The sequence below is a fragment of the Streptomyces sp. Y309 genome (assembly GCF_056712025.1).
This window is the reverse complement of record NZ_JBWYAE010000004.1, coordinates 346,290-361,970: the sequence shown is the minus strand read 5'-3', so window position 1 is coordinate 361,970 and position 15,681 is coordinate 346,290. Positions and strand designations below refer to the sequence as shown.

The window sequence follows — 15,681 nt, the reverse complement described above, 5'->3', positions numbered from 1 at the left end:
GGTCTGCGGGCTTATGACGTGGCTCCTTCGCTCACCGTGTCGATGGCCGCGGCGAGGTCCTTAAGGACGGTGTTGTCGAGCAGTACCGGGAAGGCGAGAGAGACACCGCGCTCGCGGTTGATGCGGTGGTGCATACGGAAGGCGAGCAGCGAGTGGCCGCCCAGCCCGAAGAAGTCCTCGTCCCTGCCGACGCGTTCGGTGTTGAGGAGGCTCTCCCAAAGCCCGACGAGGTACCGCTCGGTCTCGGTCTGCGGACCGGCGTACGCCTCCTCTCGCTCCAGGTGCTTGGCGAGCATCGCCCGCAGGGCCTCCAGGTCGCGCTTGCCGTGCGCGGTCGCTGGGATCCGGGACTGCGTGATGAACTGGCTGGGCACCATGAAGTCCGGCAGGTCCCGCTCGGCCCGCTCGCGCAACTCCTTGGTGCCCAGGGCGTCATCGAGCACCACGAAGGCGACCAGCCGCCGGTCGTTACCCTCGCCGTCCGGCAGCACGACGGCCTCCTGGACCTCTACGTAGCGGCGTAGACCCCGCTCGACCTCGCCCGGCTCGACCCGGTAGCCACGTATCTTCACCTGGCTGTCGGCACGGCCGACGAACACCAGGACACCGTCCTCCCGCTGCCGCACCAGGTCGCCGGTGCGGTACACGCGGACGCTTCCGTCCTCGTCCGCCAGCGTCAGGAAGCGCTCGTCGGTCAGGTCGGGGCAGTCTTGGTAGCCACGGGCCACACCGGGTCCGCTGACGAACAGTTCGCCGATCTCACCGGGGTCCACGGGTTGCAGCTCCGGGGACAGCACCCGCACGGTCACCCCGTGCAGAGGAAGGCCGATCGGGATGACGTCGGACTCCGCGTCCTTGGCCGTCACCTGGTGCGCGGTGCACGCCGTGGTGATCTCGGCGGGACCGTAGAGGTTGTACAGGCTGCCGCTGAACTGCCCGTCGAGGAGTGCACGGCAGGCCGACGGAAGGATCACGTCGCCGCCCGCCTGGAGGACGCGCAGCGATGCGAATGCGTCCCGGTCCTCGCGGACTACGTGGTTGACCACCATGGTGGGCACGAGCATCGCCGTGATGCCGTACTTCTTCATCTGTCGCTGGAAGTCCGCGGCCAGCAGATCGGGCACCGGCGGCAGTACGACCGCCTGCGCACCATTGGCGAAAGTGCTCCAGATCTCAAAGTGGAAGGCGTCGAAAGAGATGCTGGAGATCTGGCCCGTGCGGTCCTCGGGCGTCAGCGCGGGCAGACTCGGGTTGCAGGCGAAGGAGACGATGTTGCGGTGTTCCAGGACGATCGCCTTGGGCTCACCGGTGGAGCCGGACGTAAACAACACGCTGGCCGCGCTGCCCGGTTCCGGGATCTCCTCGCTCGCGGCGTCGCCGAACTCCGCACGATCGGAAACGGAAACCACGTCCGCGGAAATGTCCTCGAGCCGATCTTCCCAACCGGATTCGGCGAGTACGACCTTGGCACCACTCTTGGTGAGCATGAGGTCACGGCGGGCGTCCGGATAGCGCGAGTCCACGGCCACGTAGGCGGCACCCGACTTCAGAATTCCGAGCACCGAGACAAAGAGGTCGACGGACCGGCTCAAGTACAGTCCGACCCGGTCCTCCGCACCCACCCCGTAACTCCGGAGCAGCGCACTGACGGCATTGGACTCCCGGTCCAACTGCGCATAAGTCAGAGTCCGTACGTCATCGCTGACGGCCGGCCGGTCTGGGTGACGCTCCACTGACCGACGAAAGAGTTCCGTGAGCGTACCGACGACTTCCCCGGTGGTCACTACTTTCCTCCCGTTTCTCCACCCGACATTATTTTTCACCGAAGACAGAGCCATACGCCGCGAATTGCGGATACCGGACACCCTTTACAAATACGAACCTGAACAAATTCCCGATGCGCTGAACAGTACAGATTTGCGCAGTCAATAACTAAACCATAACGGAGAGACATTTCCCGGTCGACGGTTTTCAAAGTCGACTAGAAGCCATGTCCATCAGCAGCCAGCCCCCAACCGCGTCTCACCATTCGAGATAGGGAGGGCCCTGCTGATCTTTGACGTCGCGTTTGATGGTCTGATCACGTTCGGCATACCAGGTGTATGGGGACTGGAACTCATAAGCCGTTGAGTCCAGTTGAGCTGGAGCAGCGGCGCATGCAGGCGGCGGAACACCGACAGCTCGGCTGTACACCGCCGCGTCGGCGGGGCACGGCGCACCGGCCACTCCCGGCCGGTCGAGCTGCAGGCCCAGCCTGTCGGTGCTGTGCTAGAAAACTGGGCAGCCATGCACCGGCGCTAGTCCGCTCGGGGTGGTCAACCGGCTGTCCTCCGGCACCGGCGGACTGATCGCGCGCTTCCACCGCCTCTTGGCCGAAGAGGCTGGAGAGAGGACAGGGCGATCGGCTGCGCACCTGGCGGCAGGCGCTGCACACCGGCCCCTGGTCTTCACCGAGTGCTTGCCGGGCCGCGTCGGGCCAGGAGGCGCGAGGCTCAGGAGCAGGGTGCCACCGAGCAGCAGCTGCGTGACATAGCCGAGGCCTGGGGAAGAATCTACTTCCGTGGCCGTGGCCTCCCGGTGAAGTTCACCGGCCTTGAGCACCGTAGGACGTCGGCCAGGGCTTCGTCCTCGTGCGGTGCGCGCGCCATAACTGCAGTGCCGTCACGGGCAAAGCGCTCAACCCTCCGAGCTCGAGCCTGCTCCCCTATGCCGTTGACGCAGACGTCGACCGCCAGGTGCTCGCTGACCCGTGACTGCTCGCCATATGGCGACGAGGTATTCCTCGTAGGTCCAGCCCACCGAGCGGGCCTGCTCGGCCAGCCGGCGACCGCGTCCCGCAGAGCTGGAGCCCTCAACGCCCTGGTGAGACAGGCGATTCCGGAGGTGACTCCGCGGCTGGCCTTCACGGTCTTGGTGCCGTTGTTGCTGGTCATCACGCTGTCCTGCCTTCTCGCGCACGGCCCCGATCCCGGTTGCGCTCAGCCCGCGAACACGAGGATCAAGTTGATTGCGCGCCAGATGTACGACCGGGCTCGGTTCCCGCACCTCAGACACTGCGTCCTTCTGGCATGACCTCACCCGGAGTCACCCCAAAAGCGCAAAGGGCTGGATCTAGGTCTGGTAGTGGTGCCCGTCGGCGCGTCTCTTCGGCGGCATGCGGTGATCTCGGCGACCATCTGTTGGCGTACGCCGGTGCTCTCGGTGTGTGAGGGGGCGGCACGGAACAGGAAGGATTCCCAATGAAGTTGTCAAGCGGGAACGGTGACGCCTCGTGAGTGCGTTATGCCGCTACGGCTTCGGGAGTCCCCAGGCTGGCGGTGAACGCCCGCTTGACGCGAATGAGGGCCCACAAGACGTTCAGGCGCTGCCTGGCGAGAGCGAGGATGGCCTGCTTGTGGCCCTTTCCTTTGGCTCTCTGGCGGTCGTAGAAGGTCTTGGAGACGGGGCAGCAACGGGCCGCGACCTGAGCGGAAAGGTAGAAGCCCCGCAACAGGCGGCGGCAGTAGCGGCGTGGCCGGTGCAGGTTGCCGCTGATGCGTCCGGAGTTCTTGGGCACCGGTGCCAGGCCCGCGACGCCGGCGAGGCGGTCGGCCGTGCCGAAGACGTTCATGTCGGCGCCGAGCAGGGCCCCGATGCCGGGCAGGCTGGTGATCACTTCCGCGTGGCAGTGCTCGCGAAACCGGCCCTCGATGAGCTTGTCGTTCTCGCCGACCCCCTCGTCGAGGGCCATCACCTCTCTGGCGAGCTTCGCCACCACGGCGGCGGCCAGCTTCTCCCCGGATACGACCGTGTGCTGGCCCTCGGCGGCCTGGATGGCCGTGCTCGCAACGCCTTCGGCCCTGCGGACCTTGCGGTTCTTGAGCCAGGTGACCAGGCGGCTCCTGCCGGTCCTGCGCGGAGCGGCGAGTGTCTGGTAGCCGGCCAGAAGGACCAGCGCGGCTTCGCAGACGCTGTAGTCGAAGGCCCGCTCCAGAGCCGGGAAGTATTCCAGCATGTGAGCACGGAGCCGGTTGATCGCCCGGGTGCCGTCCGCGACCAGGTCGCAGCGACGGGCCGTCAGGATAGGCAGATCGACGGCGCTTTCATCGCCGCTGTGCACGGGGTGCAGATCGCGGCGCATGCGGGCCCGGCCGGCGATAATGAAGGCGTCCTTGGCGCCGGTCTTACCGTCGCCGCGGTAGAAGCCGGAGGCATGGTGGACCGTGCGGCCGGGAATGCAGAGCAGTTTCCGGTTGTGGTTGATCAGCAGGGCCGCCCCGCCGGCATTCAGATCACTGGCCCAGGGACCTCCTCGTCGAGTTCCACGACGTCACCGATGAGCGTGAGCACCTCGGTCTCGTCGTCGGCCACCCGGCACGACAGCAACCGCCACCCCTGGGAGTCGATCACCACGCAATGGGTGACTGGCCTGCCCCGCATCCGTACCGGCCCAGATCTCGGGCACGCATGCCTCCGTCGACGTGTCGTACATGATTCCCGCAGCCGACCTCGCCGAACGTGTCCTTACACAGCGATCGGCCTCGCACACCCCAATCAGCGGCCGAGCCGTCGCGGGGTATCGGGCGACCAATCCTCCTGAGCGACGAACGGCTAAACAATGAGAGCCACACCCGACACCCCCGGCCCTCCCGATCCTACGAATGACCAGGACGAGCCCACGAAGAAAGGCAAGGAACGATGACCGCGAAGCGTGGATACGTGCGGGCGGCTTTCGTGGGACTGGTTGCGATGGGGTTAGCCGCCATAGGGTCCCAGGCTGCCGCGGGCACGTCACCTGCGACCGCCGAGGGGGCCCACCCACGGACCCGGCTCGTCTTCTACTCCGGGGCTGGCGAGTGGGAACAACTGCGAGCGGGGGCTCCTGCGGCCACCTTGACGTGTTATCCCACCGGCGGCACTCACCCTCGTGCCGAAGAGGCCTGCGACTACCTCGATGCCCACGACGGCGTCTTCCCGTCCCTCCCCGACGTTCCTGATCTCCAGTGTCTGGTGTATCAGCCGGTCACGGTAGGAGTGACTGGCTGGTGGCAGGGCCGACCCGTGAACCGCTTTGTCACCGGTGGATGCGGCACGCTCCAGTCCAGCGGCACAGACTGGTTCTGGCCCGACCGCAATTGGCATCATGGTCAGCACGTCAAGAATGCTTCTATGCGTGATTCCTGACCCCACCCACGGGTCAGGGTGAGCCCCGCCTGCCCATAGTGGGACTGGTTCCAGAGGGTTTTGGCCCCACCCGCCGGGACGAGGTAGAGCATCGGGATGCTCGCGTGGTGCGGGGCTCGCATGGCTTCGAAGCCGAAGGCCGAGTTGTCCGCTGCGGTCCCGCGGGGCTATCAGTTGGAGGGGCTTCCGGTACGAGCACTGGCACGCAAGAAACGGCAACCCCGGCGCGCAGTGCGTAAGGCTCCTGTCCTCGCCGTGGCCGAAGCCGCACAAGAGACCGCCCCCGCGCAAGCCCCCCCCCCGGCCGAGGCCGCGGCTGGATCCATTCAAAAGAATCGCGGCCGCACCGGGGTGCCCTTCGACAACACCGCCATAGAAATCTTCTGGGCCCTATCCAAAGAAGAGGAACTTCAGCGGATTCACCATCCATCTTGATGCGCAGCCCACCGAATGCCTGTTGCAGTGCAGATAGATGGTCCATATCATTCAGAAAAACATGCCGGACAGGATCGCAATGAAATCATCGACCTCTACGCAGGCTCCAATGAATGCTCCAATGGGGTCGGGCACGGCGTACCCAGATGAGGGGAGTTTCTTCATGGCAACAAAAAGGCGTGCTACTACCGCCGGTGCTCTCGTCGCAGTTGCTGCTTCCGCGGCTGCACTTACCGGATGCTCCAACGAAGATAAAGGCTCTCCGGCAGCCAAGTCTTCGACACCCACCACGTCGGCGTCGGTGGAACAGGTGGATAAGAGCGCTGCGGACGCCTTAAAGAAGGAATTAGCGGACGTTGGTCCAGGTAAGTTCACCGCATCGGACTACAAGCCGGGGACAGTGAAGCATATCGTCCTCTTCAGATTCAAGCAGGGAACGTCTCAGGAGAAACAAGACGAGGTCATGAAGAAGTTCCGTGACCTCAGGACGCAGGCAACCCGTAACGGGAGAATGTACATTGTGTCTCTTGAATCCGGTACGCAAACCAGCGGCGAGGGGGTGGGACTGAACATGAAGCAAGGATTCACCGTGACGTTCGCTTCCGAAGGTGATCGGAACTACTACGTCGGTACACCCGTCGTTACTGATGCCAAGTTCTACGACAAGGCACACCAGTCGTTTAAGGACTTCGTCGGACCACTCCTCGACGATTCTGGCGTTGTCGTTTTCGACTTCAACGACGGCAAGTAATCGCCTCGATTCCAGCGGCCTGTCACCCGATCTCGTAGGCAGAAAATGCCTCTGCCGCGTAAATAGAACCTGGTCAGCGGCTGTCCGAGCTGGCCTGCCGCATCACATGACCCCGCGCAGCCCAGGCGAAAGAGCGAAACCGAGTGTGACCGAGATGCGGGTTGCGCGCCGGGCTCCTGGGCCGTCCCGCTCCCGAAGACAGCGGTCCGATCCGCTGGCGATGCAGTTCAGGTGGGGATCAGTGGCCCGCGCAGTCCGGCGCCTGGCCTGCTCGCCTGGAGAAGGTGGCTGACGGCCGGAAGGTCCGGAAGCCCTTCGGCCGGACCTGCGAGGTCACGATCGCTCTCGTCCTCGTGTACCTCCTCGACGCCTGCTACGACTGGCCGAAGGTCTGCGCGGAACGCTTTGCCGGGCCCGCAGGAGGTCTTCCACGCAAGCGACTCGGTCCCGCACACCGTCGAGTGGAGGAACGGACTCGGCAACGACCATGAGGTGATGGCGTGATCAAGACAATGAGCTACCAGTGGCAGCGCCGAGAGCTGATGGCGGAGCGTCAGGTGGTTCTGGAGCATCAGCCAGGTGCCGTTACTCGCCCAACGCGGCGTCCGGCTGTCGCGTCAACACGTCTACCGACTAGTCACCCGGTTCCCTCAGAGGGGGAACATGCACGCATTCGTTGCGCTCTGCGACATCCTGAAGTGCACCCCTAACAACCTGATCAAGCCCGAGGTCAACCTCCAGGTCCACAAGACCACCGTCGGCAAGTCGTCCACGCCGACACCGGTCACGTCGCGCTACACCGCATCCGACCCGACAGGTCATGAACCGCAAGCAGATACAACAGATGCGCCGACACGAACTCGCCGAAGCCGAAGCCGATGCCGGTCACCCTGATTGACCGTCGCCCGCGGCAGGAACCGGAACATCTGGCCCGGTGAGGTGACACGGCTGGAGTGGCTCGCACACACACGCAGGCAGCGATGTTGGGATATCCGCTCAATGCCCCTTGACTCAGGAGGGGCAGCCGACCGGAAGGATCAGCTGATGCCCGTACACCCCACGTCCTCGCGCTTACGCCCTGTCGCTGCCATCGCAGTAACACTCGCCGCCCTGGCACTACCCGCAACAACAACCGCCCCCGCCCACGCCGCCGCACCCACCGCGGCATCCGCGCCCGCCCCCGCGCCCTCCACCGTGACGGTGACCGGTGAGGGCAGTGCGAGTGCCGAGCCCGACATGGCCGTCGTGACTGCGGGCGTGGAGGTAACCGAGCCCACCGCCGAGGAGGCGAGCGCGGCGCTGACCGAGGCAGCCGACGCGCTGCTCGCCGCGGTCCGCGAGCAGGGAGTCGCCGACCAGGACGTACGCACCGAGAACCTCACCCTGACCCCCATCCGTGAGGAGCAGAACGGCGCCACCAAGGTGACATACCGCGCCGGACAGACCTTCTCGATCAAGATCCGCGAGCTCGACAAGGCGAGTGCCGTCCTCCAGGCCGTGGTGGATGCGACCGGCGACGCCGGTCGCATCCACCACATCGCCTTCGACATCGCCGACCGGGACGACCTCCGTTCCAAAGCCCGCCGCGCCGCGCTCACTGACGCCCAGGACAAGGCGGAGCAGTATGCCGTCGATAGCGGTCACGAGCTCGGCCCCCTCGTCTCCCTCAAGGAAGGCACGAACGGCCACCCGCGCCCCATCACGGTCCCGGGGGCGGCGTTTGCCGAGGAAGGCGTGCCGCTGGCGCCGGGGCAGATCAAGGACCAGGCATGGGTGACGGTGGTGTACGAGCTGAAGAAGTGAGGGAGGTAAGGGGGTGCCGCCCTGCCAGTGCACTGGCAGGGCACCATCGACAGCAACAACGACCTGACCCGCACCTGGAAAGTCGAACGGTCCATCGGCTGGATCACGCCCCCCGCCGCAACTACGAAAACCTTTCCCAACACTCTGAAGCCCGCCCGAACTGAGCATTCATCACCATCGTGACGCGACGTCTGACACGGCGCGGCTCTCGCCCCGGCGCCTAGACGATGGCGTACCAGCGAACCGCCCAAGCGTCGTTGTCATCGCCTTCGTTGCGGCCCGCAACGAAGACGGCCCGCTCGTTGAATCCCGCCTAGCAGCAGCTCGATACGGCCAGCGGAGCGCCTCACGTCTCATGCAGCTACCGTCCGGCGACCCGCCCGACATACCCCGCTGCCCCGTCCAAAGCGGAAGTAGGGAGCTCCGATCCCGGTTCGCCGGGCGATCGCTGCCACCGACGTGACACTGACTGCCTGACCCATCAGAAGCGGCGTCTGGGCCCCAGACTTGGGGTGCGGCCGCCGCAGCACAGGCACTGCGAACGGCAGTTGACACCGCAGGCGCGGAGCACCATAAGCACAGGTCGTCAGTCGACAGTGAAGTACTCTGCAATCGGGACCCATACAACGTGGATGCTTCCGGCACCTGCGTAGATGCTGCCGATATCAAAGTGCTTGAGCGTCGGGCCGCCCATCCACGAATGGCTAGTCTCCAGCCTCAGCGAGTCCTGATGCTGTTCCGGAGGGAACGAATAGGTCCACGTTTCTCCGCGCCCTCTCCCAGGCCTGGGAACAGTCTCCCGGCGGGGTTTGACAAATTGCACCATGCCGAAGTGGCCGCCAGGCTCGATTGCAGGCCAGTCCCCCTCCCGCTCGTTCCCCTCCAGGATGTGCTCGCGCGTGGTTACGCAGGCACAGCCCGTCCAGACGATCTCCTGCAGCACGCGAGACGCTTGCTCCAGCGACATCTCCTGGAGGTACGGCTTGTGGAACTGCGAGATCCTCGCCTGTTCGTGGCGCGCTGAGTCTCGTGCCAGGGCTCCTGGGCCATAAGCCGGAGCCCGAGACAGCCATGAGGTGATCTCTTCCCGCTCGCGTTCCTGTTGGTCATGCGACTCCGCAAATATCTGACGGCATTCGTCGCAGACGGACTGCCATGTACGCCACTGCAGCGTCCGGGCATTCCACGTCCCCCGAGGCAGCCGGCCTCGGCACATCTCGCAAAGCTGAAGTAAGCCTCTGAACATCCGTTCCTCGCAGCCTGGGACTTCCCACGAGTCTTTCCGATCCCTCGGTGCAGCCAGGCGGTAGTTGCTCACCGGGCACGTCCCAGCAAACCAGACGTCCTCTAAAGGAGGCGAAGGCCCACACGTCGCCGACGGCGGCCAGGCGCTGGTTCGTGACTCTGCCGCTGGTCCCATGTGGCTCGTGCCGTTGGCGCGGGTGACGGGTGCACTGCCGGCATAGAGGTGAAGGGTCTTGTAACAGGTTCGACGAAGGCCCTCAGCCTCAAGCAACGGCTCAGCGCACCGGCATCACCGACGGCGTCAGATCGAACACACCGCCACTTTCCGCCCCGGCGACGCAGTCATTGCCGTACGTGCGGGCGAACCCGGTGGGCTTATCCCTCCAGATCCCGTGGGCAACGACGGTGACCGGGCGGTAGATCATCGGGCAAGCCCCGTTCTCACTCGGCAGCAGCTTGGAGAAGTCACCGCCGGCCGTCATGAGCTTGTCGCAAGCACGGTAGGCGTCGGGGTGAGTGCTGTCGTCCGACGGGAAACAGTTGAGAGTGACGTTGTCGCCCTCCTCCACCTCACCCATCGAGTCTTCACCCTGGTGAACGGTGATGGTCAGCTCCCCCAAGGGGTGGGGCGGAGCGGAAGCGGCTAAAGCAGCGGTACTTGGCGCGAGGGCGAGAACCGCGGCGAGCACGGCGGTTCGAAGGGGTTGGACGGACATCGACGACTCCTTCAGCCTGGCGAGGAAAGCATGTCAGCACCCAGCAATAGTGGAACAACCCTGCCGAGTTTCCGATCATCACTCGCAGGCGGCGTGTCAGGAAATGAAGTGGACGCCCAGAACCCGCATGAACTTCAGGCGATCACGGCCTAACGACAGGCCGCTGGTTCTCGCACAGTCTTCTAACTTGATCTTTAAGATCGAGGGTTGAATGAGCCGTGCGCGGAGCTGTCACGCTTCCTACATTCTTCACCAGGACCGGGCGAACCCTGCGCATGGTTGACCCACCCGGGGGCGTCGGGTGTGGCTTTCAACCCTCTGCCGTTTCGTGGCTGGCATTGACTGGCCGCCTGGCGCCCCACGACGACTCGGCTGCCAATTGGAATTGCGAATGATCGCTCCGTAGGGAATCGACAGCGAGGTCGTCCGTCGGGAGGCACCAGCACCACACCGCACGGAGGCACCACATGGCCGCGATCTGTGGCGGCATCGACGCAAGCAAAACCCACCACCACTGCGTCGCGATCGACAGAGCGGCCGCCGGCCGCTGTTCCGGCGCGTCGCCAACGACGAATCCGAACTCCTCCAACTCCTCGCCGACGACCTGGCGCAGGGCGACGAGGTGACCTGCGGCATCGACCTTGCCGACAGCGGAGCCGCCCTGGCCATCGCCATCCTGCTCAACCACGACCAGCCGGTGCACTACGTCTCCGGCCGGGCCATCCACCGCGCCCCCCGAGAGCTACCGCGGCGAGGGCAAAACCGGCACCAAAGACGCCGCCGTCATCGCCGACCAGGTCCGCGCCCGCCGGGACCTGCACCGCTTACGCACCGGCGGCGAGACCGTGACCGACCTCAAGATCCTCACAGGCGGCCGCATGGACCTTGTCGCCGACCGCCCTCGCACCGTCAACCGGCTCCGCGCTCAACACACCGGTATTTTCCGGGGCCTGGAGTGTGCACTGGATCTCACCAACACCAGCCCGCTCACCCTGCTGACTGGCTGCCAGACCCTCACTGCCCTCCGACGGATCAGAGCCAAGCGGCTGGAAACTTGGCTGCGCAACCACCGTGTCTCCGCGCCGACAAGCTCGCCGAGACTGCCCTTCAGGCCGCCGAGCGCCAGCACACCAGCCTGGCCGACGAGCAGCTGACCGCCCAGCTGGTGCACCACGCTGACGAAGGAGGTGATGGGCCTCAACCAGCAGGTCGCGGAACTCGATAGCCTCATCGAGGCCCAGGTTTCACGAACACCACGTCTTCGACGTGATCACCAGCATGCCCAGGCTCGGCATCATCCTCGGCGCCGAGTTCCTGGCCGCCACCGGCGGCGACATGACCGTCTTCAGTACCCCCAACCGCCTCGCTGGCTTCGGCGGCGTCGCCCCGGTTCCCCGCGATTCCGGCAAGGTCAGCGGCAACCTGCGCCGCTCCCAGAGAACAACCGCAGGCTCCAACGCGTCTTTTACACCTCGGTGTTGTTCAGAATCCGCCACTGCGAGGAGCCACGCCGGTTTACGATCGCAAGCGCGCTGAAGGCAAGTGGCACACACAGGCAGTGCTCGCCCTGGCCCGCCGCCGCGTCAACGTCCTCTGGGCACTCCTGCGCGACGGATGGATCTACGAGGTCGTGCCTCCTGCGGCTCTCGCGGCTTGACAGACAGCATTAGGAATTCGGGGCGAGTTCTACTCGTGTCTGACGTCGCGTGCGGATGCCCTGTTCGAGCTGGCGGATGCGGTGTTGTGTGCGGATGGCCCGGTCAGGTCGCTGGTCGAGCTGTCGCTGGTGGGCGAGCATCGCCGTGGGACGCCGGTATGCGCGGCAGCTGTTCTATCAGGCCGAGGATGCACCAGCACCGCTGTCCAGCTTCTCCTGCCACTCCCGGAAGTGAACTGCTGTCCACTCCCGGAAATGACCTGCTGTCTCTTCTGCGACCCGGCGGTCCTCGTCACACCTGCCGCCGCCGTGCGGTGGCCTAGCTAGACCCTTCGTGATGTCGGCGAGCTTCCATCGAAGCTCAGATGTTGGCAGCTGCCCCACCTGCCCGTCCAGGAGGGCTGGAAGCAGGGTGGCGATGCTCGTTGGGGCAGCCAGAACCGGTACAGCCAGATCGACCGCAGGTCTGGCGCCTCCGTGTTCCTCCATCCGGGCGTATCGCCACCCAGAGACGTCTTCCCAGAGCAGCAGAAGCCCAAAGGGCCACGCTTTCGCATTCAGGCGGGCGGAACCGGGAGCCCAATCCCATAGAGCGATGCAGGACTGATGGTGCGGGTCATTGAGGGCCACGGAATAGGACCCTCCTGAATAACCCGCGCGACAGATCTCTGATTCCACGGAATGCGTGTACAGCTTATAGAACTCGAAGAGATTCATGCGCTGCCTTTCTCAAATTTATGCCGTATCGCGAAGGGAGCTGGCCCGTCCGGAATGTTGAAAATGTACGGATAGGGATGCGAGGTTCGGGTTGTGGCGGCGGTCCGGTCGTGGGGCAGGCTCGACTGATGAGGGCCTGTCAGCAGAGTGCGGGGAGAGGCCCGTGCGATGGCCTTTTGCGAATCTGCCAGGGAAGGCAGAAGAGTTCAGGCAGCGAGACAGTCGACTCGTGCGTGGCGTGTGGGGTGAGGAGGAGCAGACGGCGGTGCAGTTCCGGGCTGGGCACGGTGTCGACGTCGCCTGATGTGGGTGAGCCCGGTCCTGGGGACCTACGGTCGAGACCGTCCTTGTGGATGATCTACACATTCCGGACCACGCGATGTCCCTGCATCCGCCAAACGCTGCCGGACCGCCCATTGTCACGCGCGCCTAGCGGACCGTCTGCCATTAGTAACGACGACAACTCCACATGAAGCTATGCCACTTCGTGGAGCGGAGCGGATATTTTCCGTCAGTCGACGGAACGAGGAGGAGTACTAGCCACAACGCGCCGGCCCCTGGCGACTAGGTCGTGTCTCTTCGTGATGGGTGGGGAGCCGGTTGTAGCAGCGCAGAGCGGCGGCGAGGCCGAGGAAGGGCCAGGTAGTTGCGGAGATTGCGTTCGTGGCGGGGATTGCGCCGACGTTAGGCGGACAGTCACGAAGTTGGGTCGGTCGCGGCGAGGTGTCTGCTGTGGCAGTTCTTTCCGCATGGCTTCCACTGATGCGGGCATGACGCTTTCTCGGGTCATCTGACTCTCCCGTGATCACAGCGTGAATGATCTGGCTGCTTGTGCTGCATAGATGCGGTCATGGCTGGCGTCGCAGGCCACGACGGTCTTGCGCCACCGGTCGAGCATGGTGTGAGTCATGTCGGACGGCGCCAGCCGCGCTCGGGGGGCCTTGAGGCTCTGGCTGTCCAACACCTCGGCACGCAGCGTCGGTTCACGCTCCTGGCCAGTGCGGCGAAGCGTGGCCAGGATCTCTTCCCAGTGGCCCCCCGATCCGCCACTGTGGCCAGTGGTGGTAAACGGTAGGGCGGAAGTCGTGTGGAGGAGTCGCCAGGCACAGCCACCGCCCCAGGGAGGCGAGCGCGTTGATAATCTCCCGACACGGGGTGTTTCTGCGGGCGCTCGCCCGGCTTCGGCGGGCGTCACGAGGGATGGCCACGATCACGCTGATGACACGGCGTCTGACCAGGCCGGTCAAACAATGGCTCTCTGCCCAGTTCGGACACCTACCATCGCGTCGCCTCCGCCCAGTTCGGATTCGGAGCCACCGCCTCGGCGGGATCCGTCTCGTTCCTTCGCTGAATGCTGCGAGGGCCGTTGCCACAGTTCATTAACGGCCCTCGCAGCGATTCAGGGCCTCTTGGTCAGGTGGTGGAGCGGATCCAGGTTGAACACATCGTCACTTTTAGCGTTGGCGACGCATTGGTTGGAGTAGGTGCGGGTGAAGCTGGTGGGCCCACCATCCCACCTGCCTTCGGCGACGACGGTGACCGGGCTCATCTCCTCAGTACAGACGCGACCCTCGGCAGGCTTCAGCTTGGTGAAGTCCCCGTGAGCTTCGACCAGCTTGTCGCACACTTTCTGGGCGGGGTGGGTGCGGCCTCGCCCCTGGACGGGGATGCTGCTGCCTTGCCAGGAGCAGCTGACCTTGGCCTTAGCGTTCACGCGGTCAGGGGAGACCTCGTCACCTTCGTAGACAGTGATGGTCACCGCGCCTTGGGAATCGAGTGGAACGGGATCGGCCGCTGCCGTAGCACACGGCAAGAGAACGAAAGCAGCGGCAGTGAGTAGGGCGATCCGCAGGGCACGGGCGGACATTGGCGGCTCCTTCAGCCTGGTGAAGAAAGTGATCAGCGTCCAGGACTAGTGGAAGCAGCGTGCCAAGTCTGTGATTTTCGCTCGCAGGCAGCGTGTCACGGAGTGAAGTGGACGGGCATGGCTTGGTGCACAACGCTGCTACCTGTTTACGACGGCGGGCACGGCCTGAACGCGGATGGACTGCGTGGGGTGCCGAGGTACTCCAAGGGCTGGGCCATGACCCTGCGGACTACGGTCATCACGCACGCGCACAAGGAGACCTGCCAGTCGAGCTTGGAGATCTGTTTGCGGGCGAACTGACTGTGCTCCGACTTCCTGCTGCGTGAGCTACTCGAGCCGATGCCGCCCGAGGGCCAGGGACTGCCGCTGCGCGCCGGCGTGGTGGAGCGGCTGAAGCGTCGGTGGTCCGGGAGCTGACAGGCGGGCTACCGCGTGGTGCGGCGGCTGGCAGCGGAGAACGATCTGCTCATCTGGGACGTTGAGGACAGATACCGGCAGCATCCGCTGATGCGACGCGTGCCCTGGCCGAAGCCCGGCGCATCCTCGCCTTCGGCCTTTCGACCGCAACCCAGCAGCCGTTCGGCTTCGCCTACGTCGACCCTGCTGCATTGTCGGACCGCATCTACCGGACCTTCGACTGCTTCACCTCCGCGCTCGGCCCAGCCCGCTGCGACCGCAGGCGCCGACTCCCGCTCGATCAGGCCGCCGTGTTCGCAGCGGCTTAGGAGGACCCGACCGTGTCCGCAAGAAGATGCTGCTGCGGCAGGTCTGCACCGCGCTGATCTGCGAGGCGATCAAGATCGCCCGTTGCTGCGGGGCCCCAACCACTGGCGCGGTGACGTCGACATCGACGCGACGGCTCTGGTCTCTTGGCACAAGCCCGTCAGCCAGCGGCGCCGACTCGCCTGCGTCGATCTCACTACGGGCTGGCATTTCAGCGGCGGAGCAAGCGAGCCCACCTCCGGCGGGCTGAGAGGTCATCTCGCGCTGGCCGCCCTGCCCCGGCCGGCAGCCGGATCCATCGCTCAGATCGCCCTCGGCCCGGTCGTCGATCCCGGTCGCCGACACCCGCCCCGAATCCTTCGCGCTGCCCGCCCGCGAGCTCGGCTACCGGCTCGCCCTTGACTACAAGCAGGGCCAGCCAGCGCGACACCCAGGGGACCTACTGCGGCGCTGTCGCGATTGACGGCACCGCAAGTCCCCGATTCCAGTGGCCGGTTGAGGTGTCAGGTGTGCGCGCTGCCCCGGAGCGACCGGGGTAGCCCGCGCCTGTGTCTCCTTGCTCGCCGCACAGAGGGTCTGTGTTCGGCAGCGCGGCGGCCCCGCC

Annotated in this window: 9 protein-coding genes and 3 pseudogenes; 6 read left to right on the top strand and 6 right to left on the bottom strand. The window is 65.2% G+C overall.

The genetic code is table 11. The annotated features are described in order from the left end of the window. Positions 1-11 precede the first annotated feature (11 nt). The gene (locus AC0KTA_RS41840) at positions 12-1,733 is read right to left on the bottom strand and encodes a non-ribosomal peptide synthetase (protein ID WP_481057165.1); all 1,722 of its coding nucleotides are present in this window, start codon (positions 1,731-1,733) and stop codon (positions 12-14) included. A gap of 1,547 nt (positions 1,734-3,280) precedes the next feature. Then, positions 3,281-4,471, bottom strand: a pseudogene (locus AC0KTA_RS41835) (IS110 family RNA-guided transposase). Between the two features lie 206 nt (positions 4,472-4,677). On the opposite strand from AC0KTA_RS41835, the gene AC0KTA_RS41830 reads away from it, so the two are divergent. From AC0KTA_RS41830 to AC0KTA_RS41815, 4 genes are all read left to right on the top strand, one after another. After that, on the top strand, positions 4,678-5,163 hold the full coding sequence (locus AC0KTA_RS41830) for an SSI family serine proteinase inhibitor (protein WP_481057164.1): 486 nt from the start codon (positions 4,678-4,680) through the stop codon (positions 5,161-5,163). A gap of 496 nt (positions 5,164-5,659) precedes the next feature. Then, a complete protein-coding gene (locus AC0KTA_RS41825; protein ID WP_481057163.1) occupies positions 5,660-6,349 on the top strand; it encodes a Dabb family protein in 690 nt (229 codons plus the stop codon). A gap of 579 nt (positions 6,350-6,928) precedes the next feature. Further along, positions 6,929-7,243, top strand: a complete 315-nt coding sequence (locus AC0KTA_RS41820; RefSeq protein WP_481057162.1) for a helix-turn-helix domain-containing protein — start codon at positions 6,929-6,931, stop codon at positions 7,241-7,243. Positions 7,244-7,543: 300 nt separating this feature from the next. Beyond that, entirely contained in the window at positions 7,544-8,152 is a 609-nt protein-coding gene (locus AC0KTA_RS41815; RefSeq protein ID WP_481057217.1) for an SIMPL domain-containing protein, read from the top strand. 586 nt (positions 8,153-8,738) lie between these two features. On the opposite strand, the gene AC0KTA_RS41810 is transcribed toward AC0KTA_RS41815, so the two are convergent. Beyond that, positions 8,739-9,095 carry a hypothetical protein gene (locus AC0KTA_RS41810; RefSeq protein WP_481057161.1) on the bottom strand — a complete coding sequence of 119 codons (357 nt, stop codon included), beginning with the start codon at positions 9,093-9,095 and terminating at the stop codon, positions 8,739-8,741. 577 nt (positions 9,096-9,672) lie between these two features. After that, positions 9,673-10,113: an SSI family serine proteinase inhibitor gene (locus tag AC0KTA_RS41805; protein ID WP_481057160.1), complete on the bottom strand. Its 441-nt coding sequence runs from the start codon at positions 10,111-10,113 to the stop codon at positions 9,673-9,675. Between the two features lie 467 nt (positions 10,114-10,580). Here AC0KTA_RS41805 and AC0KTA_RS41800 point away from each other — a divergent pair. Both AC0KTA_RS41800 and AC0KTA_RS41795 read left to right on the top strand, forming a co-directional pair. Continuing rightward, positions 10,581-11,770 (top strand): annotated as a pseudogene (locus AC0KTA_RS41800) (IS110 family RNA-guided transposase). 15 nt (positions 11,771-11,785) lie between these two features. Then, a pseudogene (locus AC0KTA_RS41795) lies at positions 11,786-11,956 on the top strand (NF041680 family putative transposase); the annotation flags it as partial. Here AC0KTA_RS41795 and AC0KTA_RS41790 read toward each other — a convergent pair. Beyond that, complete coding sequence (locus AC0KTA_RS41790) at positions 11,948-12,487, bottom strand: hypothetical protein (protein WP_481057159.1); 540 nt, start codon at positions 12,485-12,487, stop codon at positions 11,948-11,950. The pseudogene AC0KTA_RS41795 and the gene AC0KTA_RS41790 overlap by 9 nt on opposite strands. 1,399 nt (positions 12,488-13,886) lie before the next feature. Further along, positions 13,887-14,354, bottom strand: coding sequence for an SSI family serine proteinase inhibitor (locus tag AC0KTA_RS41785; RefSeq protein WP_481057158.1), 468 nt, complete (start codon positions 14,352-14,354; stop codon positions 13,887-13,889). Between the last annotated feature and the right edge of the window lie 1,327 nt (positions 14,355-15,681).